Below are 23,474 nucleotides of genomic sequence, written 5' to 3'. Positions count from 1 at the left end.
TTTTACATAATTATACAGTTTCTATGTTTGAAGCACAAGGACCTTTATCACCCTGGGTGATTTCGAAAGTAAAGTTTTATCTTAATATCTTAAAGGTTAAGCAGATAAACTGAATCTATTTTTCCTTTTTTAGCTGGGTCACTATGACTTTTAAGACTGTAATAAGTTTCTAAATATTATGATTAGAATCTAGAATTGCTTAGAAATGAAATTAGTGTTATAAATGAAAGTTTATGTTTCTTCTATAGCAGGCAGAACAGAACCTTTTAAAAGTTGTCTTTTTTTATAAAGGTTGATAAAATAACTAAAGAAGATAAAAGAGGTAAATAAGGGAGTGAGAGATGGAAGAAAGAAAATTTCATAAATTAATAGAGCATATAAAAAAGGAAATAAAATCGGGTAATTTAAAAAATGGATCCCAGATATATCCGGAACGTACCCTGGCTGAAAATCTGAATATTGGGAGATCATCGGTAAGGGAAGGAATCAAAATATTAGAAATAATTGGTTTGATTGAAAGTAAAAGAGGCGGAGGAAACTATATCACCAATGATTTTAAAAATATGTTATGCAACCCATTATCTCTGGCTTTTGAACTGCAAAAGGGAAAGATAAGAGATGTTATAGAACTCAGAAAGATGCTGGAGCTTTCCAATGCAGAATTCATGATTAAGAGGGTAACTCTAGAGGAGATACAGCAGGTTGAAAAAATTTATGAGAAAATGTTAAATTGTAATGATATTGAAAGATTAGCTGATTTAGACAGAGATTTTCACCTTTTAATGATGTCGTTTTCTAAAAATATTTTATTGACTACAATCATTTCTGCTATATCCGAACTCTTAGAAGAATCAATAATAGCTTCTAGAGATATGGTTTTAGAAAAATTCGGGAAGGAAAAAATAGACTTTGATCATAAGAAAATTTTAGAATCTCTAAAAAACAGGGATGAAGAAGGATTGAAAAATAGTTTAAGGCTCCATTTTGATAATATAGATAAAAGTCTTCCAAATTTAGATTAAATATTTAAAAGAAAAGACCTCTATCGTAGAGGTTTGTCTTTTTAAATATTGTGTGAATAAAATAATTAATCATTGATTATAGTAAAGTAATAAAAAAAATAATAATTTTCCTGTTTTCAGACAAATTATTTTTTTATATTAAAACACATCTAAAAGACAGTAATGAAAATAAAAAAATAGGATTTTTATAATATTAGTGTTTACATTTGGTAAAATGACTTAAATAAAAAAATAACTTTGTTGACATATAGGCGATGTTTAAAGTAGTATTTTAGAGGAAGCAAATTAATATTATTTGTTTTTAATTTTTACAAAAGTAATTGGTCATACCAATTGAGATGAAATTAATATTATTTGTTTTTAATTTTGCAAAAATAATTGGTCATACCAATTTCAAATACAAGGAGGATAAAATATGAAAATTGCCGTTTGTATAAAACAAGTACCTGGAGGTACTAATGTTCAGGTTGATCCGGTTACAGGAGTACTGCTAAGAGATGGTGTTGATTCTAAGATAAACCCATATGATCTCTATGCTTTAGAATCTGCATTTCAAATAAAAAATCAAGTCAGCAGTGAAATAGGAGTCCTATCTATGGGCCCTCCCCAGGCCAAAGCTGTGATTAAAGAATCATTTTCTATGGGAGTAGACACCGGGGTATTACTTTCCGACAGGAAGTTTGCCGGAGCCGATGTACTGGCAACTTCTTATGCTTTAGCTCAAGGGTTAAAAGCAATGGGAGAGATAGACCTCATAATCTGCGGGAAACAAACTACCGATGGGGATACAGCTCAGGTAGGACCAGAAATGGCGGAGTATTTATCGATACCCCATATTTCGAATATAAGTAAAATATTGGAAGTAACTTCAGAAAGTTTAACTGTAGAAGCAGATATGGGAGAAACTATCGAGATACAGACTATTGGTTACCCATGTTTAATTACAGTGGAAAAGGGGATCTATTCTCCTAGACTGCCATCTTATAAAAACAAATTAAAAACAGCTACCAGAGAGATAAAAGTTTTAACTTTTGATGATTTAGACGATAAAGATGAAAAAAAATATGGTTTAAATGGGTCTCCGACTCAGGTAGAAAGAATATTTAATCCTCCTAAAAATGCAGATAAAGAGATGCTTTCAGGGGACGAAGCTGCGGTTGGATTATTTGATATATTGAAAAAGAGAAAAATTATCTAGGAGGTTAAAATGGCTAAATTAGTTATAAATCACGATAAAATAAATCATAAAAAAATGATGGAATTAATAGAATTATGTCCCTTCAATGCAATTGAAGAACAAGATGGTCTGACATATATAAATTCAGGATGTAAGATGTGTAAACTCTGTGTTAAAAATGGTAATGGAACTATTGACTTTGTAGAAGATGAAACTGTAACAAGTGTTAATAAAAAATTATGGAACGGAATAACTGTTTATATAGATCATTTTCATGGTGTAATAAATCCAGTATCTTTAGAATTGATAGGTAAAGCCAGGGAATTGGCTGGAGAAATAAATCATCCGGTTCAAGCTATTTTAATTGGTTCAGATGTAAAAGAAATAGCAGAAGAATTAGAGCATTATGGAGTAGATCAAATTCATGTCTACGACTATAAAGAATTAGAGCATTTTAAAGTTCAAAACTATACCGAGGTATTCGCCGACTATATCGATAAGAAAAAACCATCTTCCATATTGGTAGGAGCTACAACATTAGGAAGATCTTTGGCTCCAAGAGTAGCCGCAAGATTCAGAACAGGACTTACTGCAGATTGTACTATCCTGGAAATGAAACCTAATACAGACCTGGTGCAGATAAGACCGGCATTTGGCGGGAATATAATGGCACAAATAGTTACAGAAAGACATAGACCTCAGTTATGTACTGTGAGAGCTAAAATATTTGATGCTCCTGAAAGAACAGTAGAAAAAAATGGGGAAACAATAAATCATCAGATCGATATAAAGAAATTAAATTCAGAAATTCAAGTTTTGGATATAGTAAAAAAAGATAAGGAAGTATCTATAGCTGACGCAGAAGTAATTGTAGCTGTAGGAAGAGCGATAGTAAAAGAAGAAGATCTTAAGATGATTCAGGAGTTTGCAGATCTTGTAGATGGAAAAATAGCTTGCACCAGACCTCTTATAGAGTGCGGATGGCTAAGCAATAAATTACAGGTTGGACTCAGTGGAAGAACTGTAAAACCAAAATTATTATTTGCATTTGGAATCCATGGAGCAGTTCAGTTTACTGCTGGGATGAATGGTTCTGAAACAATAGTTGCTGTAAATATAGATGAACAGGCTCCAATATTTGATGTGGCACATTATGGAATTGTAGGAGATTTATACAAGGTTATTCCAAAATTGGCAGAAGAAATAAAAAAAGATAGAAAAATCACTTTTTAAATGGAGGACTAAGATGCATAATAAATACAAAGAAATAGATATAAATGATTTTGAAAATATAAAAAAATTAATAGGAGATGCTGAAAGGGTACTCTTTAAAGATGAGATCAATCCAGACTACTCCCATGATGAATTAGGTGGGATAGACAAAATGCCGGATATACTGGTAAAAGCTCATTCTGCTAAGGAAATTTCTGATATTATGAAATATGCCTATGAAAATCATATTCCTGTAACTGCCAGAGGATCAGGAACAGGTCTTGTAGGAGCATGTGTTCCTCTTTTCGGAGGAATAGTTATCGAGACTACAGGGATGAATAAGATCTTAGAATTAGACGAAGAAAACTTAACTCTGACATTAGAGCCGGGAGTATTGCTTATGGAAATAAGTAAATATGTAGAAGAGAAAGATTTCTTCTATCCACCAGATCCAGGGGAAAAGAGTGCAACAATCGGAGGAAATATAAGTACCAATGCAGGTGGGATGAGAGCTGTAAAGTATGGTGTAACCAGGGATTATGTGAGGGGATTAGAAGTGGTTCTTCCCAACGGAGAAATTATTGAAGTGGGTGGAAAAGTAGTAAAAAACTCTTCTGGTTATAGTATAAAAGATTTAATCATAGGTTCTGAAGGAACTTTGGGGATTATCACAAAGGTAATTTTAAAATTAATCCCGCTGCCTAAGCATACGATAAGTCTGCTGGTTCCATTTGAAGACCTGAACACTGCTATCGATGCAGTACCGAGTATTATTAAGTCTAAAGCTATTCCTACAGCTATCGAGTTTTTACAAAGGGAAGTAATCTTTGCTGCAGAAGAATATTTAGGAAAAATATTCCCGGATAAATCCAGTGATTCCTACCTCTTATTAACTTTTGACGGGAACTCAAAGGAGCAGGTAGAAAAAGACTATGAAAAAGTAGCTGACCTGTGCCTGGAAATAGGGGCTTTGGATGCTTATTTAGTAGATACAGAGGAAAGAAAGGAAGCTGTTTGGTCTGCCAGAGGAGCATTTTTAGAAGCAATCCATGGGTCCACCGATGAAATGGATGAATGTGATGTAGTAGTACCTAGAAATAATGTAGCAGAATTTATTAAATATACAAAAATTTTAGCTAAAGAATTTGATATCAGAATCCCTAGTTTTGGTCATGCTGGAGACGGAAATCTGCATGTTTATATCTGTAAAGATAGTATGGATGTTGAATTATGGAATAAAAAAAGAGCAGATGTCTTTGAAAAAATGTATGATAAATCCTTAGAATTAGGAGGATTAGTATCTGGAGAGCATGGGATTGGATTTGCTAAGAAGGAATATATGTTCAATCAGTACAATGGAGGTCATCTTAATTTAATGGTTGGTATAAAAGAAATATTTGATCCAAAAAATATACTAAACCCTGGAAAAGTCTGCAAATAAATTTAATAGAAGCCTTTTTAATCAAAGGCTTCACTACCAAATATAAATACTCCCATTACCATCTATAGATGGGAGTATTTTTTTATACACTTTTTTATAAAAAGGAGGCAGATATGTTATTATTTACAGCCCTTATTGCAGTGGTCTTTCCCCTGTTATTTTTAGTTATTTTAAAGATGCCTGCTAAAAAAGGAATGGCATTGAGTTATGTAATTTTATTTCTGGGTGCTTATTTCATTTGGGGTATGGAATTAAAAGTTTTAGCGGCTTCATCACTTCAAGGAATCCATAAAGCACTGACTATACTTCTCATACTCTTGGGTGCTATGGTTCTTTTAAATATGTTAAAAAACACAGGTGCCATCACAAGATTAAACAAGGGGTTTAAAGCCCTTTCTGAAGATATGAGAATTTTAGCTATAATACTGGCATTTTTATTTGGTGCTCTCCTCGAAGGAGTTTCTGGATTTGGTGCTCCTGTTGCCGTTGTTGGTGCTTTAATGGTGGCATTAGAATTTCAGCCATTAACTGCTGCTATATTAGTACTTATTGCAAATAGTACTCCTGTTCCATTTGGAGCTGTAGGAACTCCAATTTTTGTAGGACTTAGTAATGTTTCAGGGTTAAGCACACAAGATTATGGCAGTATAGCAACATTGATAACTAAGCTAGATATCTTTCTTGGAACCTTTATGCCGCTGCTTCTTGTAGTGGTCTTAGTATTATCATTTGGTAAAAAAAACAAGATAAAATCTATACTCGAGATGGCTCCTTGGTCTATCCTGATAGGCCTAGTCTATACATTATCTGCATATTTATATGCAGAACTTGTGGGACCTGAATTTGTTTCTATCCTTGCTCCTATTACTGGACTTTTCGCAGCTACCATGACTTGTAAAATGAAATTTTTAATTCCTAAACACATATGGATAGAAGCTTTAGATGAAGAGGCAAAGGTAGAAATAGAAAGTTCTGAGAGTGATATGTCATTATTTAGAGCTTGGGTTCCATATATCCTTGTAGTTCTAGTTTTACTAACTACTAGAATATTTCCAGTTATCAAAAATTTTACAACTTCAGCTATAGATCTTTCATGGAAAAATATAATGGGGTTTGAGCAAATCTCCGGTAAGTGGCCTCTATTATATTCTCCAGGAACTGTATTGATACTAATAGCATTTTTAACTATATTTCTTCAAAAATCAAACTACAATTCATTTAAAAGAGCTTGTTTAACTTCATTCGGACAAGTAAAAAATACTACATTGATATTATTTCCTACACTGGCTCTGGTACAGATATTTTCCAACTCGTGGATCAATGGTCTCGGTTATGCATCTATGCCGCAATATATAGCCACCACAATGAGTTCTTCATTTGCAGAATCTTGGATCTTTATTGCCCCATTTATAGGGATGCTTGGAACCTTTATTTCTGGAAGTGGTACGGTGTCAAATCTTACCTTTGGAGCTATTCAACATGATGTGGCAAATATAATAAATTTAAACCCTACACTAATACTTGCTGAACAAACTCTTGGAGCAGGAGTAGGTCATATAATTTGTGTTAATGTAGTTGTAGCAGCATGTACTGTCGTTGGGCTTTCTGGTAAGGAAGGTATAGTAATTAGAAAGGTATTTGTACCTAGTGTTTTATACTCATTGGGTATAGGTGTTGTAGCCTTTGCTTTTAGTTAGATTCATAATTAATTCAATTTTCAAATACTATAATAAAAGTCTAATTATTATAGTATTTGAATTTGAATATTAAAAATGATAAAAATATTCTGAAAACCTTTTTTTATTTACCGCTAAAAGTTGAGCTAGATTTAAAAGGAAAGTAATTTTTAATTGAATAATCTAAGAAAGGACATTTGGGAGGTTGTTTTGTGTTTAACAGGTTAGAAGAAATCAAAGAATTAAGAAAAACAAGGAAATTAGTCGCTGAAAAAGAATTAAACAGATTAGAAAAAGATTATCAATTTGAAAATAGAAATGAAAAAATAGCCCAAAGAATGGGAAATATTAAAAGTAAAATAAATCAGTTGGAAAAAGATTTAGAAAATTTGACTGATCTTGAAAACAAATTCAAAAAAAAATATGAGACAGACCCATTTTAAAGTTTCTTCCCTAAAACTACTAAAAAGGTTGTGTCCCCTTGCATATTCATAAAAATGTGGTTTATCTGTTACTATTGTTACATTATTAGAAATTTTATAAAAATATCCTATTCCTCTTGTTATTATTTATTTTTCTATCTTTCTTAAGTTTTATGGACATTTGAGAGATAAAATTTTATAATAATAAATGGATTTTACAGAAATAGATCTTATAAACAGCTAAAGGAGGGATTAAAATTTTAAAAAATTTATATAAGAAATTAATGCTATGGGATGCGTTTAAAATAATCCTTATAGGTGCTACCGCCTATGGAGTAAGTTTTCATTTTTTAGGGGGGATACCCTCAGTTTTGAGTGCTGTATCGGCCATTGGAGGATATCTTTTCAATTTAAAGGGACTGAATAAAAAAAGAATAATTCTCAGGGTTATTAACCTATGGATACTTTTTAGCCTGGCTGCATTCATACCGTATATTGCTAAAGACAATACCGCAGCTTTGGTAGCCGGAACGTTGATATTTGTAGGTGTTACAGCTTTTTTTTCATTGGAGGAGTACTTGGGGGGATTTTTAGCTCATATTCCAGCCGTATATATTTATATCTATTCATTTTTTAATAAGGAACTAAATGATTATCTAAAAAGTTTAGCCGGAGTTTTGATTGGTATTTTAGTGGGGTATATGTATATTCAGATATTTTGGAAGAGCTGTCCCAATGATAAGATGAAACAAACTGTAGAGGAATATTTGGATTCCCTAATAAAAGAGGTGAGGTCCTGCAGGAAGGGGATAGATATCCAAAAAACAAGGGAAGAAGGAAGGAAAGCCTACAAAATTTTTTTAAATGAATTCTATAAAACTTCTTATGGATCATATCTAGGAGATGAAAAGGCAAAAAAGAATTTTGAATTTGTCCTTTCTTTGCATGAACTTATTGAAAAATTTAGAATAAAAAATAAAAAAGAGCCCTTCACTCAAAATAAATACTTGGAGCTTGAAATGTTTTTGAAAGATATAAAAAGTAACAAAGATATAGATTTGGAAAAATTAGAGCTGCCTATGAACACAGTAAAAGTTATCTATAAAAACAGAAAAAATTTATTCTCTGAAATAGAGAGAAATTCAGACGAAAAATACAAAAAAAATCATAGGACACTATATTATCTAAAGGAGAGTGTGTCCCTAAATACAACTAGGATGAGGCATGCCATACAGCTTGCAATAACTTTTACAATAGGAATAGTTATATTTCAAAAATCTGGGATGGTTAACTCAGTTTGGCTGCCAACTACTATGGTAGTTATAGCACAGCCTTATGGGATGGATTCTAAAAAGAAAATTTGGGATAGAATCCTAGGAACAATATTTGGATTACTAGTTGTAAGTATTATAATTGCAATATTTCCAAGCGGTAAAGGAATAACGGTCATTGCTGTATTATCTGTGTATCTATCTTTTTCTTTAATGAGGGTTTCATCTATCGGAGTTGTAATGTTTGCGACAATTACTGCTGTACTCATGAGTTTATCATATCTATCACCGGAAAATAGTTATATGCATAGGATGTTATATACAATTATGGCAGGGGCAATAATCTTTATTGTAGAATTTTTGCTAAAGGATAGAAATAGATCGATAATAAAAGGAAGATTGATTAGAATGATTGAAAATGATGTTGTTTTTTTGGATGAAATGGTAAAACTTTTAAAAAATAAAGAAAAAAAACATTTAGATGGATATATTGTAAGAGGTTATATTTTTAGGGATATCCTTATAAAAGATCTAGAAAATGCAGGTGAAGAAAACAGTAAGATGATACTAAAAGACAGTCTTGTGTTTATGGATAAATTGAAATTAATATATTCCAGAATAAGAAGTAATGATATGGATAAAAAATATATAGAAGTTTTGATTTTAATGAGTAACTTTATAAAAAGCTCTATAGTTTCTATACAAACAGAGAATTCAGAAGAAATATTAAACTACAGGGGAAAAATAGAAGAATTATTAGACAGCTCTATAGATGATACCATGATAATAGAAATTTTAGAATTGATGAAACATTATATAGAAAATTTTAACAATAGAAATTATTTTTGGAAAGAAATATAAAAGGAAATTTTTATTTTCTAGTATGATTATAAACTATTTTTTGCTTAAGTTTAAGGTGGGGCTGTATTAATTTATTGACCCATTATAAATGAAAGATCCTAATTTTCTTAGGATCTTTTTTTAATTACCATTGAAAGAATTAAAGATAATGGCAAAGATATCCTTAGTTAAAAAAGTGTTTTAAAATTCCCAAAGATAGTAAATATATTTTTTCATACATGAGTTGACATTCATATAACTTTGAGGTAATATGTGAGTAGACATTCATACATTAATTTATTTCAAGGGAGAAAACTATGAAAAGAGAAATTATATACAATGTAAAAAACCTGCATTGCGGCGGCTGTGCTGCTAAGATAGAAGATGCAGTCGGTTCATTGCCATATGTAGAAAATGCTAACTTAAATTTTATGAAAAAAACTTTACTCATTGAATTGAAGGAGATAAAAGAAAACCTTCTGGAGGAGTTGAATAAATTGGCAGATAATTTGGAACCTGGAACAGTAATTGAAGAAATTTTAACTAAAAGAAATACAAAAGTTACCTATAATGTAGAAAACCTGCACTGTGCTGGCTGTTCATCCAAGGTTGAAAATGCAATAAATGAGCTTCCCCATGTTTCGGAAGCTACATTAAATTTTATGAAAAAAACTTTGGTGGTTGAATTCTCCGGGGAGAGAGATGAGTTTTTGGAGGAGATCAGAATCTTAGCTGATAAGATCGAGCCGGGGACGGCTATTTTAGAGGTAGAGGAAGAAGATTTTACCGAGGAATATGTAGAGAGTAAAAAAGTCCTTACATCGGACAAAGGTATGACCTATAAAGAAGAGGTCGGAGTAGGGATTGCATTATTTTTATTTTTACTGGGAACTTTTGGGATAGAAGACAGTACACTTAAACTAGCTGTACTTGTTCTTGCCTATATAGTTTCTGGTGGAGAAGTAGTTTTAAGATCATTTAAAAATATAGCCCGTGGAAATATCTTCGATGAAAATTTCCTGATGACTATTGCAACCTTCGGGGCCTTCTTTGTAGGGGAACATTCAGAAGCTGTCGGAGTTATGCTGTTTTATCAAATAGGAGAATATTTTCAGGGAAGAGCAGTCAATAACTCCAGAAAATCTATCGAAGGATTGATGGACATAAGACCTGACTTTGCAAATATAAAGATCGGTAATGAAGTGAAAAAAGTAAGACCTGAAAGTGTAAAAGTAGAGGCAGTAATTGTGGTTAAACCCGGGGAAAAGATCCCACTGGATGGGGTTATTATATCTGGAAAAGCAGCTCTAGATACCTCTGCATTGACCGGGGAAGCACTTCCTGTAGACGTTAAATCCGGGGACAATGTACTGAGCGGCAGTATCAATAAAAATGGGGTTATAGAAGTTGAAGTAAAGAAAGATTTTTATCACTCCACTGTAAATAAAATATTGGAATTGGTGGAAAATGCCAGCAATAAAAAAGCTGAAACTGAAAAATTTATAACTAAATTTGCTAAATATTATACCCCGGCAGTGGTATCTGTGGCTGCTGTGACGGTGATAATACCGCCATTATTTGGAGGAGATTTTAATACGTGGTTATATAGAGCGTTGATATTTTTAGTTATCTCCTGTCCATGTGCACTGATAATCTCTATACCCCTTGGATTCTTCAGCGGAATCGGTGCTGCATCTAAAAAGGGGATCTTAATAAAAGGCGGAAATCATCTGGAAGCACTTAATAAAGTTCATGCTGTGGTATTTGATAAAACCGGGACTATCACTAAAGGAAATTTTAAGGTTACAGAAGTAGCAGCTAATGAAATTTCAAAAGAAGAACTCCTGTATATATCAGCTTACGGAGAGGCATATTCCAACCATCCTATAGCTAAAAGTATAGTTAAATCTTATGGGAAAGAGATTCAGATAGAAAAAGTAAAAGATTATAAGGAAATTGAGGGATATGGGGTGAGTTTAACTTTAGAGGATAAAAAAATCTTATTAGGAAATCATAAATTGATGGAAACAAATAAGATAGACTGTCCTAAGACAGATAAAATAGGAACTATTGTTTATCTGGCTGTTGAAAATGAATTTAAGGGTTACCTTGTAATCTCAGATGAACTGAAGGCCGACTCAAAAAAAGCAATATCATCTATAAGAGATCTGGGGATAAAAACATATATGTTAACCGGAGACAATGAATCGGTAGCTGCTGATATTGCTGATAAAGTAGGAATAGATAAAGTCTATGCAGGACTATTACCCGATCAAAAGGTAGAGATCTTTGAAAAAATACAATCTGAGGTCCATGGGAATGTTATTTTTGTAGGGGATGGAATAAATGATGCACCTGTTCTGGCTCGTGCTGACGTTGGAGTTGCCATGGGAGGAATTGGCAGTGATGCTGCAATAGAAGCTGCTGATGTGGTTATAATGACCGATGAACTCACAAAGATAGTAGATGGAATTGTTGTTGCAAAAGCCACTAGAAAGATAGTTACACAAAATATTATATTAGTCTTAGTTATAAAGCTGGTTGTTATGGGATTAGGGCTTATGGGAGAAGCTACAATGTGGGAAGCAATTTTTGCAGATGTAGGAGTGGCTATCCTTGCCATATTTAACTCTATCAGAATACTAAAAAAATAATTAAAAGCGTCTAAATAAAAGTCTGGGAATTAATTAAAATTCCTGGACTTTTAGTGTATAATGGGGGAAATGAAATTGTAGGAGTTGATAGTATTGATTTTGACAAAAGCAAGAATTTTGAGTTCTGGGATAGATGAAGGGGTATATTTTATCAGAATAGCAGATAATAAGATTAAAACCATCAGTAAGGAAATGATCATTCCCTTAGCAGGTGAAGAAATAATCGATATAGAGGGAAACTATTTGACCCCTGGTTTAGTTGACTGCCATACTCATTTGGGATTAAAAACTGATTCAGCCGGTGTTTTTTATGCCGATCACAATGAGAAAAGTAACTTTATAACCCCAGAAGTGAGAGCAATAGATGCAATAAATCCTCAAGATATAACCTTTGCAGAAGCGAGATCAGCCGGTATAACAGCCTGTGGAAGCGGTCCGGGATCGGCTAATCTCATAGCCGGGCAGTATGCCTGTATAAAAACTTTTGGGGATACAATAGATGATATATTAGTAGATCCATATATTGCTATGAAAGCTGCTTTAGGAGAGAATCCAAAAAGAGTTCATAATCTTACCAGGATGGGTCTTATAAGCAAATTAAGAGAATTTTTGAGACTTTCCAAAGAGTACTTTTTAGATAAAGAGGCTGAATATGACCATCAATTAGAAGCGATGAAACCCATAATGAATAAAGAAATACCCTTAAAAATTCATGTTCATAGAGCCGATGACATAGTCTCTGCCATAAGGGTTATGGAGGAATTTGATCTGTTATATACACTGGATCATGTGACTTGCGGGGCAGATATATTGGACTATATCCATACTAAAAAAAGAAACCTGATAGTAGGGCCTAGTTTAGGAGCCAGAGGAAAGATGGAGTTAAAGGGAAAAGGGTTTGAAAATGTAGTTAAATTAGCTAAAAATCAGAATATATCCATAATAACAGATGCTCCTGTAATCCCATTGCAATACCTGCCAATTTGTGTAGGATTAGCAATTTCTAAGGGGCTGACCTTTGAAAAGGGCTTAGAAGCTGTAACTATAAATCCAGCTCGTATGATGGGAGTGGAAAAAAGAATTGGTTCCATCGAAGAGGGGAAAGATGCAGACCTGGTTGTGTGGAAAGATAAGCCTTTTATAACTATTCAAGATCCGGTTTTGGTTATGATAGATGGTAAAATTATTGATTAATAAAAAAGCAGCGTGACGTTGTCACCACATAATATAATTTCCCAGATAAAAAAAATGGGACTCTCTGAGAGAAGTCCATTTTTTTAATTGTTATTCTGATCTAAGTAGCCCGCGTTTACCCTCATACTGCCAAGGACCGTCACTTTCGAGTAAGATCATATCTAGCGGTATTTTTTTTAGCAAACTCCAAATATTCTTTATTCACCAAGATCTCAGGACTGATAGAGATATAATGATTGTTTAATATTTATAAATTAAGATCTTCCGGGCTGCCTTCATCCCAACTGCACCTATTATCAAATTTTCTTTTATTGCAGTTTTTATTTCTTTTGGACTAAGTTTGTCAGCATGACAGTGAATATCATAATATATATAGTACTCCTTTAAAATATTTGATCTAATTTATCAGAATAAAATAAAATAGCATCTTTATAAGTTTTAATTTTAGTATCATTTGAAGTTTCACTTATAATCTTTAGTAGTATCTCCATAGCTTTTTTATGATAACCTAAATTATAAAGGGTCATAGAATAGAAAACTTTAAAATCCTTATTATCCGGAAATTCATTCGTGGCTTTTTTAAAAATTTCTTCTGATTTTTTATACTCTCCTATAGAGCGGTAGGTACTACCTAAACCCAGATAAGCACCCTCTAGATTCTCGCTGGAAAGACCATTTTCAATGGCTTTAAGATAATAAGGGATAGCTTCTTTTTCCTGTTCTAATGTGTCGTAACACCAAGCACATTGATAGTTAGCTATAGGATCGTTAGGGTTTTCTTTCAGATAGGTTTTTATAGTTTCTAAGGCCTTTAATTTTTCACCATTTTTTCTCAGTTCAACTACTTTTTTTAATATAGATACCTTCATCTGGCTACCTCCTAAATTTTTATACTATTTTATAGAGTTCATCACTTTCCGGTTCAGATATATTTGATCTTTGATCTTCAGAGTGATACATAAATTTTTCCTCGATATTTTGGGTAAAATAACCTATTTCAAAAGTAGGGATCTCATTTGATATTAATTTATCCAATAGTTCATCTTTATTTTTAGGAGATACAACTATAAGCATGGAACCGCTGGAAATTAACTTTAATGGATCGATCTTATAATGATCACAAATTTTATGGGTAACTTCAGCAACATTGAACTGATCACGGTAGACAGTAACTCCTAATTTAGAAAGTTCTGCAACCTCCCAGATGGCTCCTAATATCCCCCCTTCAGTTACATCATGCATCCCCTTAGACAGTTGTGAAGACAACAGACCTTCTTTGACTACACTGGTCTGGGCCATCATAGATTTTGCATGGTTAATTTCATCTTGAGACAAGATAACTTTCAACTCTTCTTCTTTTTCATAAGCTATGATAGCCGTACCCTCTATTCCGGTTCCTTTAGTAAGTAATACTATGTCTCCCTCTAAAATTTCTTTTCTATCTTCATAGTGATCCTTAGTACCGAATCCTAGTCCTGTCACAGAGATTATGATCTTATTTACAGCATCGGTAATCTCTGTATGTCCTCCTAAGATATCAATATTTAACACAGTACATTCAGATTCCATATCTACCATGATCTTTTGCAGGTCTTCTACACTAGTAGATGGAGGAGCTAATATAGTCACCATGATACCCATGGGTTCTACTCCTGTAGTAGCTAGATCATTGCAGGTTATATTTACAGCTAATTTTCCTATCTCAGAAACTGCACCGGTGATGGGGTCGCTGCTGACATAGCATACCTTTTCCCCTAAATCTATAGCGGCACAGTCATCTCCTATTCCCGGTGAATTTAAAAATTCCTTTCTTTTCTTCTTTATATTGTTAAAAATTACATGTTTTAGTTGTGAAGCAGTCAGTTTTCCTATTTTCATTAATCTTCATCCTCTCAAAATTTAAATTTTAGTTGTTATAAAATATTATAGCATAAAGAGGGGGGAGGAAACTTCTTTTTCCTATTTTTTTGCCACTAATCTAAACAAATAGTGTCATTGGCGGTTATTAGTTTTCAGTGCTTAGGTTTTAATTCTTGATAAAACCTGTAGAATATAGTATTATATTAGGTAAATAAAAATTTGAAAATAGAGGTGGAAGGATGAAAATAATTGCTCCTGCAGGAGATATAGAGAGAATGAAAGCAGCTATAAAAGGGGGTGCAGCCGAAGTTTATCTGGGGCTAAAAGGATTTGGAGCCAGGAGATCAGCTATCAATTTTACAATCAGCGAATTAAAAGATGCCATTGATTATGCACACTTAAGAGGGGTAAGAGTTTTACTGACACTCAATACAATTATGAAAGACAGTGAGTTAGATTCTTTATATATGAATCTGTCTACCCTGTATGAACATGGGTTAGATGCTGTAATCGTACAAGATTTAGGTGTTTTCAGATATCTAAAGGATAATTTTAAAGAGTTGGAGATCCATGGAAGTACTCAGATGACTGTGGCTAATCATGTTGAAGCTAACTACCTCTATAATTTAGGATTTAAAAGGGTAGTTTTATCCCGTGAACTTAGTTTTGAAGAGATCAGGACTATCAGAAAAAAAACTAAGATAGAATTAGAGGTATTTGTATCTGGAGCTCTATGTATATCTTATTCTGGGAATTGTTATATCAGTAGTTTCATAGGCAGCAGAAGTGGTAACAGGGGAATGTGTGCTCAAATTTGCAGAAAAAAATATACAACAAGTAAAAAAGAAAGCGGATATCTTTTAAGTCCAAAAGACCAGATGCTGGATAAAGTTGAGATTGAAAAATTAAAAGATGCAGGAATAGACGCAATTAAAATAGAGGGAAGAATGAAATCTCCTAACTATGTCTATGAGATGGTAGGAAAATACAATGATATCTTAAGGAAAACGAATGAGGAACATCATCCTGAAAAAATATTTAACAGAGGTTACTCAAAGGGATATTTTTATAAAAGCGACAGTGACAAACTAATGAACAGCCAATATGCTTCTAACTATGGATACAGTATTGGGGATGTCAGAGGAAGGATATTAAAGTTAAACACTACAGTTATTTTAGGAGATGGAATAGCTTATTTAGATAAGGATATGAATATATTAAAGGGGGAATACCTAAACCAGATCATCATCATGGGGAAAAAGGTAAAGGAAGCTAAAAGATTGGACCTGATCAGTATCTACCCGCCTAAGGGGACTAAGTACATCTATAAAACATTTGATAAAGCATTAAATGACAGTGTTGAATCTACATTAAAAACTGCAAAGGTCAGAATGTCTGTAGGTGGAAAGTTTTTTGCACATGTAGGAGAACCTATAAGATTTGATATCTATGCAAATAAAGTAACTCTATCTGTCATAGGGGATGTATTGGAAGAAGCTAAAAAAAGACCTTTAGACAATGAAACTATATTTGAAAAATTAGGAGAGATGGGTAATTCTACACTAAAATTATCCACTTTAGATATACAATATGATGGGAAAGCCTTTGTCTCATTGAAAACTTTAAAAGATATAAAGAGGTGTGCCATTGAGAAATTTGAAAATGAATATCTGGCAACCACAAGAAGAACTTTAGATACCCATGAAATTGTCGGATTTACACCAACAATAAGTGAAAATGACTATAAAACTACAGTTGCTGTATCTGTTGTAAACAAGGAACAGTTTAAAACAGCCAAGGAATTTGGAATTAAAAAGATCTACTATAGGGGGCCTGAAGTAGCTAAGGAATCTAATTTAGATAAGATAGATACAAAATCAAGATTAGCCTCTAATCTATACCAATTGATACAAAATGAAAATGAGGTTGTATCTGTAGATTATAACTTTAACATAGCCAACAGCAGATCTATAGAGGAATTTTCAAAGATGAAAAATACAGGAGTCATCTATCTGTCACCTGAGTTTGATTTGGATTATTTGAGTACTCTGGAACTGAGTAAGTGCGGGATGATGGTCTATGGTCACCTTACAGGGATGTATATAGAAAATCTCAAGGTGGAAGCTAATGATTTAACCAATGAAAATGGGGATAACTTTAAACTTCATACCAATAAATTGGGTAATACACAGGTCTTCTTGGAAGATCCTATGAATATCATCTCCAGGATCGATAAATTAAAGGACTTAGGACTAGCTGAAGTAAGATTAGATTTTGTATTGGAATCAGCCTTTGAGATGAGAAAAATTTTGGAAAGTATTAAAACAGGGATAGGAGAATATGTGCCTTATAACCTGCACAAGGGAGTATTTTAAATTTATGAGATGTAATATATGTGGAAATGAAGACCTTCGCCTCATTGGGGTAAAAAATAAAGCTGGATTAAAAAAATACTATAGATGTAAAGAGTGTGAATTTATTTTTATAGATAAGGCTCATATTTTATCCTACAAGGATGAAGGTCTGAGGTATGAGGTTCATAATAATGAGATTTCAGATCCCTCATATAGATCTTATTTTAAAAAATTTATAAACTATATAGAAGATAACCTAGATAAAGATAATGTTATCCTAGACTATGGTTCAGGACCTCAGCCGGTATTGGCAGATGTAATGGAAGAAGATGGATATAGGGTCGATATCTATGATAAATTTTTCTACAATAAAAAAGATTATCTGGATAAAAAATATGATGTGATCATCTCTACAGAGGTCTTTGAGCATATATATAAGCCTGTAGAAACTTTAGAAACTTTATTGTCTATTTTAAAGAAAAATGGTAAATTAATTCTCATGACTGCTGTCTCTCCTCCTACCGATGAGGAGTTCAGAAGATGGTGGTATATTCAAGACCCTACCCACGTTGTATTTTATAATGAAAAAACTTTTGAGGTTATAGGAAGGAAATATGATTTAAATATCATAAAATATAATCATAAGAATATTATAATTTTTCAAAGGAGGTAGACATGGGTATTAAATTATTTTTACTTTATTTAGTTGTTGTGATTATTAATTTTTCCCAGGTAGAAGAAATTAATAAAGATGAATTATCAAAAAATAAAGCAGTTTTAAAAAATACTGAATTTAAAAAAATCGAAGAAGAAAAAATACTGGCAGAACGAAATATTCAAATTAGATTAGAGATAAAAAAAATGGTGAAAGGCACACATAAGGAGATCGATTTACTCCATCTGTCTGAAGTTCAGCCAATTCCAGGAGAAAAATCAGTACCCAGGGTGGTCTATAGTATGGATAATGTATCTTTGAGGGGTTTAAATATCCCGAAGAAAAAGCAAAAATTCTTTGAAATCATGGTACCTACAGCCATGGTTGTGGTAGAAGAGATAGAAGAGACCAGGAAAGGGTTAAAATTAATTATGGAAGGCAAGAGGGAGAGAGATGAAGAATATCTTTCAAAAATGTATATTAAATACAGGGTTAAGGAAAAAGACATTGAAGTTTTATATCATAAATTAAAACCTGTCCCTATATCAATTCTGCTTTCTCAGGCTATTTTAGAAAGTGGCTGGGGAACCTCTAGAATCTTTGAAAAAGGGAATAATATATTTGGTGTATGGTCGGTAGATCCTACAGAACCTAGGATAAAGGCTGGAGAAGCCAGGGTAAATAAACAGGTATACTTAAGAAGCTATCCTACATTAAAGGAATCTATGGCTGACTATATGAAACTTTTGGCCAGGCATAGAGCCTATAGCGAATTCCGTGAAAAATTACAGGTGACAGAGGATTATAAAATTTTGGTGCCCAAATTAGACAAGTACAGTGAGATGGAGGAGGTCTATATCAACAGGCTTTTAGCTACCATTGAGCACAATAAACTATATCAATATGATAGGTATGAATTTGAATAGAGAGTGGTTCTTCGTCTTAGGGGTAATAATAATTTTTTTAACCTTGGACCTGCGGACTAAGGAATGGGCTGAAAAGAATCTGAATATCTCCAAACATCTGTTTAGAGGGAAGATACAATTAATCTATGTGAGAAACTACGGGATAGCATTCAATAGATTGTCAGGGAAGAAAAATTTAATATTAATTATAAATTTATTTTTATTTACCTATCTAGGCTACCTCCTCTACACCGATATAAACAACTATTTAGCTTATTCCCTGATATTAGCAGGGGGCTTGGGAAATTTTATCGGCAGAATACAGAAAGGCTATGTGATTGACTTTATATACTTTAACATCCAAGGCTGGCCCGTGTTTAATATCGCAGATTTTGAGGTACTTTTAGGGATAAGTATAGTTATGGTAAGGGAGATAATAGGTTAATGAAATCAAAGGAAAAATTTAGAAAGGAAAAAAATGGAATTTAAATATTTAAACGGATATTCACAAAATATCCTGCAGCAGGTAGAACAATTAATAAAAAGTGATAAATTAGGAGTTTATATAAAAAACAAATATCCCAAAGGTCACAGAATCGATACAGATAAACAACTGTATGAATATACTATGGAGATAAAGAATAATTTTTTAAAAAAGAGCCAGCCTTTGTCAAAGGTAGTTTATGATGGAAAGATAATCCTAGAAAATCAAGCTCTGGGTCTCCATTCGTATATTCCTAGGAAACAGGGAAAAAAAACAAAGGTAAAAAATGAAATAAAGATAGCTTCGAAGTTTAAAAAAATGCCATTAGAGTTTTTAGAACATATAGTGGTTCATGAATTAGCTCATTTAAAGGAAAAAAATCATGATAAGGCTTTTTACAGGCTCTGTCAGTCTATGGAAGATAATTGCGGGCAGGTAGAGTTAGATCTGAGAATTTATCTTACCTATGTGGATATATATAAGGAAGAACTTTATTAAAAAAAGGACAGCCTCTGGTTCCAGGGAACCAGAGGCTGTCCTTTTTTTATTCTGAATTAACTATTTAAAAACTAAAGATTATGGTGATGTTTTTTATAATCCGGATGATGTTTATATCCGCCTTCCCAGAATTCTGCATTTTTTACTCCCAGTTTGATGGAATCATATTGCGGATCCACTCCCTGTGCTTTTTGTTCCTCATAGTCTTTGAGACTCTGCAGTGCAGGTTTTCTTAAAAGGATAATGGCAATAATATTTAGCCAAGCCATAAGTCCAACACCTACATCTCCCATACCCCAAGCCAATGAAGCTGTTTTGATTGCACCATAGTAAATGGCAGCCAGCAGTGCAAACCTCATTAGATTGACAACCAGTTTATGGTGATGGCTTCCTCTAAATAAATAAATAATACAGGTCTCTGCATAATAATAATAAGCCATCAAAGTCGTGAATGCAAACAAGAATAGGGCAATGGCAACAAATTTACTACCAAATCCCGGGATAAAAGAATCCACTGCCATCTGTGTATAGGCCGGACCGTATTCAACACCCGGTATATATTCAACGATGTAGCCACCTACTTTATCATGGACATTATACGCTCCTGTTAACAGAATCATAAATCCTGTGGCACTGCAGACAAACAATGTATCGATATAAACTGAAAATGCTTGAACTAATCCTTGCTTAGCAGGATGAGAAACCTCTGCAGCACCGGCTGCCATAGGACCAGTACCCTGTCCGGCTTCATTGGAGTAGATACCACGTTTTACACCCCATGAAATTGCCATACCGATAATTCCTCCAAAGGCTGCGTCTACACCAAAAGCACTCTTAAAAATCAACATGAAAACAGCCGGAAGCTGTGCAATGTTAACGACAATAATTATAAGTGCCACAAGTATATAGGCTCCTGCCATGAATGGCACAAGGATCTCAGCGGCCTTACCCATACGATGGACTCCACCGAAGATAATAATCCCCAAAAGAGCCACGATAATACCACCTGTTATATACGGGCTGAGACCGAAAGCAGTTTCTACACCTGTAGCTATACTGTTTGCCTGAACCCCTGGCAGTAAAAATCCCATTGCAATTACCGAAGAAATTGCAAATAATACAGCATACCATTTTATACCGAGACCTTTTTCAATATAGTACGAAGGTCCACCACGATACTGACCATCAATTTCAACCTTGTAGATTTGAGCTAATGCCGATTCCACATATGCAGAACCCGCACCCAGAAATGCGATTACCCACATCCAAAACAATGCTCCGGGACCACCGAGAGCAATGGCTGTTGCAACACCTGCAATATTACCTGTTCCTACTCTACCTGAAACCGCAAGTGCAAAGGCTTGGAAAGAAGAAACCCCTTGTTCAGACTCTTGACCACCAAAAAGTAGTCTTACCATTTCTTTGAGATGGCGTATCTGCATAAATCGCGTTGCAAATGAGAAGTAAAGTCCTGTTGCAAGAAGCAAATACACCAGTACCGGACTCCAGATTATTCCGTTAAGAAAATCAACAGCTTGACCCATAAATAACCTCCTTAATAAAAAACATAATACTTTGGCCTTTGTTTAGATTTAATAAGAATATAATTTTAACTGCAATTCTATATTCTTTTTTTATAACAATTTTCCTTTTTTTTAAGTATAAATTTTTTATAAATCTAGAGGGAGCTTATTACAGATAGGTGTTTTTTATTAATTTGTCTCATTAAATAGAACAGGGCAGCTATCGAATATAAAAAAAATTATTTTACAGCTTCAATTTTATCCTAATTATATCTTATGATCTTTTTAATTCTGCTGCATCTTCTGTTACCATTCCTCTTCCTTCTCTTCTTATTTCATCCCAAACAGCAAACTCTCCTTTAATTCCAACCTCATTTGGATTAAAGTCCCAATCATCTGCTCTCCCCTCTTTCAGTCTTATTCTATAATCTTTTAAGCAGGCAATGGCAGGCTTATGCATAATTAAAATTCCTATTATATTTATCCAGGCCATTGTTCCTATTCCAATATCTCCAACAGTCCAAGCCATTCCTCCTGCAAGTAGAGATCCTAAAAATGTACAACCGAAGAATATGAACATTAAAATATATCTGATTTTTTTCCCTTTTTCACTGTCTTTAGTTAAATAAATTAACGCTGTCTCTCCATTCCAGAAAAATCCTAATAAACTAGTAAAGGCAAAGAATGCAATAGCTATGGCTACTATATATGCACCATACCCAATTCCAATATCCAAAGCTGTAGATGTATTGGCTGCTCCTACTGTTCCTATACTCATACTAGCAGTTGCTCCCTTTCCTGCATAAATTGCCTTACCAGTTCCATCAAATACCTTGTATGCACCTGTGATGATGATCATCAATGCTGTTGCTGTACATATGAATATTGAATCAATGTAGATCGAAAATGCCTGTACCAGCCCTTGTTTAGCAGGATGTGATGTATCTGCTGCTGCTGCTGCACCTGGTCCTGTTCCCTGCCCTGCTTCATTTGAATAAACACCTCTTTTTACACCCCAGGATATGGCTGATCCTACTATCCCTGCAAATGCTTCTTCCCTTCCAAAAGCAGATTTAACAATTAAAGTTAACGTTGGGATAATATTTTCGACATTAAGTGCCAAAACTATCACTGCAATAACTACATATGCCACAGCCATAAATGGAACTACTATCCCGGCAAATGTTGCCAGCCTTTTAGCTCCTCCCAAAATAATGATTGCTAAGAGTCCTACGATAATTGTTCCTGTAACCCATTGGGGAACCCCTGCTGCTACTTTAAAAGTTCCTGCAATTACATGTGATTGAGTAGATGGCATACATATTAACATAGCCAATATTGTAGATAGAGCAAATAAATTTCCATACCAAGATTTCCCGCCTAATAATCCTTTTTGGAAATAATAAGAAGGTCCCCCTCTATATCCGCCTTCAAATTTTTCTTTATATAATTGTCCCAGCGTAGACTCGATATATGATGATGCAGCCCCCAATAATGAAATCATCCATAACCAGAATATAGATCCAGGTCCTCCTAATGATATAGCTGTAGCCACTCCTGCAATATTTCCAGTTCCCACCCTTGCAGAAACAGACATACACAATGCTTCAAATCCACTTATTGAATCTTTAGATCTTTCACCTGGTTTTACATCTTTTCCCAATAATAATCTTATCATCTCTTTTATCATCAAAAATTGAACGCCGCTTGTTTTTAAAGTAAAAAATAATCCTGCACCTAAACAAAGATATATAAGCACCGGTGACCAAACAATACTATTTAACAGATTAACTAAACTCCCCATAAAACCTCCTAAGTAATTTTCAACAATAAAAATAAAACTCTAAATTCCATCTATCAACTAATAACAGCTTAGCCCCACTTTTCATGGATGTCAAAACTACAATATGGACATTCTGTCTTATTTTTTGTTCATTTTTTTCTTGTAATCTTAGAGGTTGTGATTTTTTTGTCAAAAAATAGAAATTTATAACCAAGGGTAGTAGAGTTTGAAATTTTAGTATTTCGATGCTTCTATTTCTTATATTTTTGGTCGATTTATCAGCGATTTTCCCCTTTATTAGTTATTTTTAATAAATAATTTTTAAGTCCATGGATTACTATAATTAACCTCTATAGCAACATTTAATCTAACCTAATATTAGGATATTTTTAGTAATTTTTTATTTTTTAAAAAAATGTACTCTAAAATGGGACTAAAATATTAGATAGTATTTTTTATTTTTATTTTTATTTAATATCTTGTAGATTTTTTTTGATTAAGTG

The 23,474-nt window shown here is 33.4% G+C and carries 18 protein-coding genes; 14 read left to right on the top strand and 4 right to left on the bottom strand.

The features are described 5' to 3' along the window. The first annotated feature begins 341 nt into the window (after positions 1-341). From DYH56_RS12415 to DYH56_RS12375, 9 genes are all read left to right on the top strand, one after another. A complete protein-coding gene (locus DYH56_RS12415; RefSeq protein ID WP_114643196.1) occupies positions 342-1,022 on the top strand; it encodes a FadR/GntR family transcriptional regulator in 681 nt (226 codons plus the stop codon). A gap of 415 nt (positions 1,023-1,437) precedes the next feature. Beyond that, complete coding sequence (locus tag DYH56_RS12410; RefSeq protein ID WP_114643195.1) at positions 1,438-2,220, top strand: electron transfer flavoprotein subunit beta/FixA family protein; 783 nt, start codon at positions 1,438-1,440, stop codon at positions 2,218-2,220. Between the two features lie 9 nt (positions 2,221-2,229). Then, positions 2,230-3,432, top strand: coding sequence for an electron transfer flavoprotein subunit alpha/FixB family protein (locus DYH56_RS12405; RefSeq protein ID WP_114643194.1), 1,203 nt, complete (start codon positions 2,230-2,232; stop codon positions 3,430-3,432). 13 nt (positions 3,433-3,445) lie between these two features. Then, positions 3,446-4,852, top strand: a complete 1,407-nt coding sequence (locus DYH56_RS12400; protein WP_114643193.1) for an FAD-binding oxidoreductase — start codon at positions 3,446-3,448, stop codon at positions 4,850-4,852. A 113-nt stretch (positions 4,853-4,965) separates the two neighbouring features. Continuing rightward, a complete protein-coding gene (locus DYH56_RS12395; protein ID WP_114643192.1) occupies positions 4,966-6,549 on the top strand; it encodes an L-lactate permease in 1,584 nt (527 codons plus the stop codon). A gap of 191 nt (positions 6,550-6,740) precedes the next feature. Continuing rightward, positions 6,741-6,971: a hypothetical protein gene (locus DYH56_RS12390; RefSeq protein WP_114643191.1), complete on the top strand. Its 231-nt coding sequence runs from the start codon at positions 6,741-6,743 to the stop codon at positions 6,969-6,971. A gap of 263 nt (positions 6,972-7,234) precedes the next feature. Further along, a complete protein-coding gene (locus tag DYH56_RS12385; protein WP_114643190.1) occupies positions 7,235-9,082 on the top strand; it encodes an FUSC family protein in 1,848 nt (615 codons plus the stop codon). 296 nt (positions 9,083-9,378) lie between these two features. Beyond that, a complete protein-coding gene (locus tag DYH56_RS12380; protein WP_114643189.1) occupies positions 9,379-11,715 on the top strand; it encodes a heavy metal translocating P-type ATPase in 2,337 nt (778 codons plus the stop codon). Positions 11,716-11,808: 93 nt separating this feature from the next. Next, entirely contained in the window at positions 11,809-12,909 is a 1,101-nt protein-coding gene (locus DYH56_RS12375) for an amidohydrolase family protein (RefSeq protein ID WP_114643188.1), read from the top strand. Positions 12,910-13,292: 383 nt separating this feature from the next. Here DYH56_RS12375 and DYH56_RS12370 read toward each other — a convergent pair whose 3' ends face one another. Beyond that, positions 13,293-13,778, bottom strand: coding sequence for a tetratricopeptide repeat protein (locus DYH56_RS12370; protein WP_114643187.1), 486 nt, complete (start codon positions 13,776-13,778; stop codon positions 13,293-13,295). Positions 13,779-13,797: 19 nt separating this feature from the next. Further along, positions 13,798-14,787, bottom strand: a complete 990-nt coding sequence (locus DYH56_RS12365; RefSeq protein ID WP_114643186.1) for an AIR synthase family protein — start codon at positions 14,785-14,787, stop codon at positions 13,798-13,800. 221 nt (positions 14,788-15,008) lie between these two features. Between DYH56_RS12365 and DYH56_RS12360 the strand changes: the two genes are divergently transcribed. Genes DYH56_RS12360 through DYH56_RS12340 form a run of 5 tightly spaced genes read left to right on the top strand, consistent with a single transcriptional unit; the run spans position 15,009 to position 19,665 of the window. Next, on the top strand, positions 15,009-17,144 hold the full coding sequence (locus tag DYH56_RS12360) for a peptidase U32 family protein (protein WP_114643185.1): 2,136 nt from the start codon (positions 15,009-15,011) through the stop codon (positions 17,142-17,144). A 4-nt stretch (positions 17,145-17,148) separates the two neighbouring features. Further along, positions 17,149-17,796, top strand: coding sequence for a class I SAM-dependent methyltransferase (locus DYH56_RS12355; RefSeq protein ID WP_158539150.1), 648 nt, complete (start codon positions 17,149-17,151; stop codon positions 17,794-17,796). A gap of 2 nt (positions 17,797-17,798) precedes the next feature. After that, complete coding sequence (locus tag DYH56_RS12350; RefSeq protein WP_114643183.1) at positions 17,799-18,704, top strand: glucosaminidase domain-containing protein; 906 nt, start codon at positions 17,799-17,801, stop codon at positions 18,702-18,704. Continuing rightward, on the top strand, positions 18,691-19,128 hold the full coding sequence (gene lspA, locus DYH56_RS12345) for a signal peptidase II (RefSeq protein ID WP_158539149.1): 438 nt from the start codon (positions 18,691-18,693) through the stop codon (positions 19,126-19,128). Before DYH56_RS12350 ends, lspA begins: the two co-directional genes overlap by 14 nt. 33 nt (positions 19,129-19,161) lie before the next feature. After that, a complete protein-coding gene (locus tag DYH56_RS12340) occupies positions 19,162-19,665 on the top strand; it encodes a YgjP-like metallopeptidase domain-containing protein (protein WP_114643181.1) in 504 nt (167 codons plus the stop codon). A 71-nt stretch (positions 19,666-19,736) separates the two neighbouring features. Here the strand turns inward: DYH56_RS12340 and DYH56_RS12335 are convergent, their stop codons facing one another. Both DYH56_RS12335 and DYH56_RS12330 read right to left on the bottom strand, forming a co-directional pair. Then, positions 19,737-21,209, bottom strand: a complete 1,473-nt coding sequence (locus DYH56_RS12335) for an alanine/glycine:cation symporter family protein (protein WP_114643180.1) — start codon at positions 21,207-21,209, stop codon at positions 19,737-19,739. 253 nt (positions 21,210-21,462) lie between these two features. After that, complete coding sequence (locus DYH56_RS12330; protein ID WP_114643179.1) at positions 21,463-22,992, bottom strand: alanine/glycine:cation symporter family protein; 1,530 nt, start codon at positions 22,990-22,992, stop codon at positions 21,463-21,465. Positions 22,993-23,474: the final 482 nt, after the last annotated feature.

Origin of the sequence: Psychrilyobacter piezotolerans, from assembly GCF_003391055.1 — a bacterium.
In the GTDB taxonomy this organism is placed as follows: Bacteria; Fusobacteriota; Fusobacteriia; order Fusobacteriales; family Fusobacteriaceae; genus Psychrilyobacter; species Psychrilyobacter piezotolerans.
The sequence above is the reverse complement of the archived record's forward strand: the minus strand, read 5'-3'. Positions and strand labels throughout refer to the sequence as shown.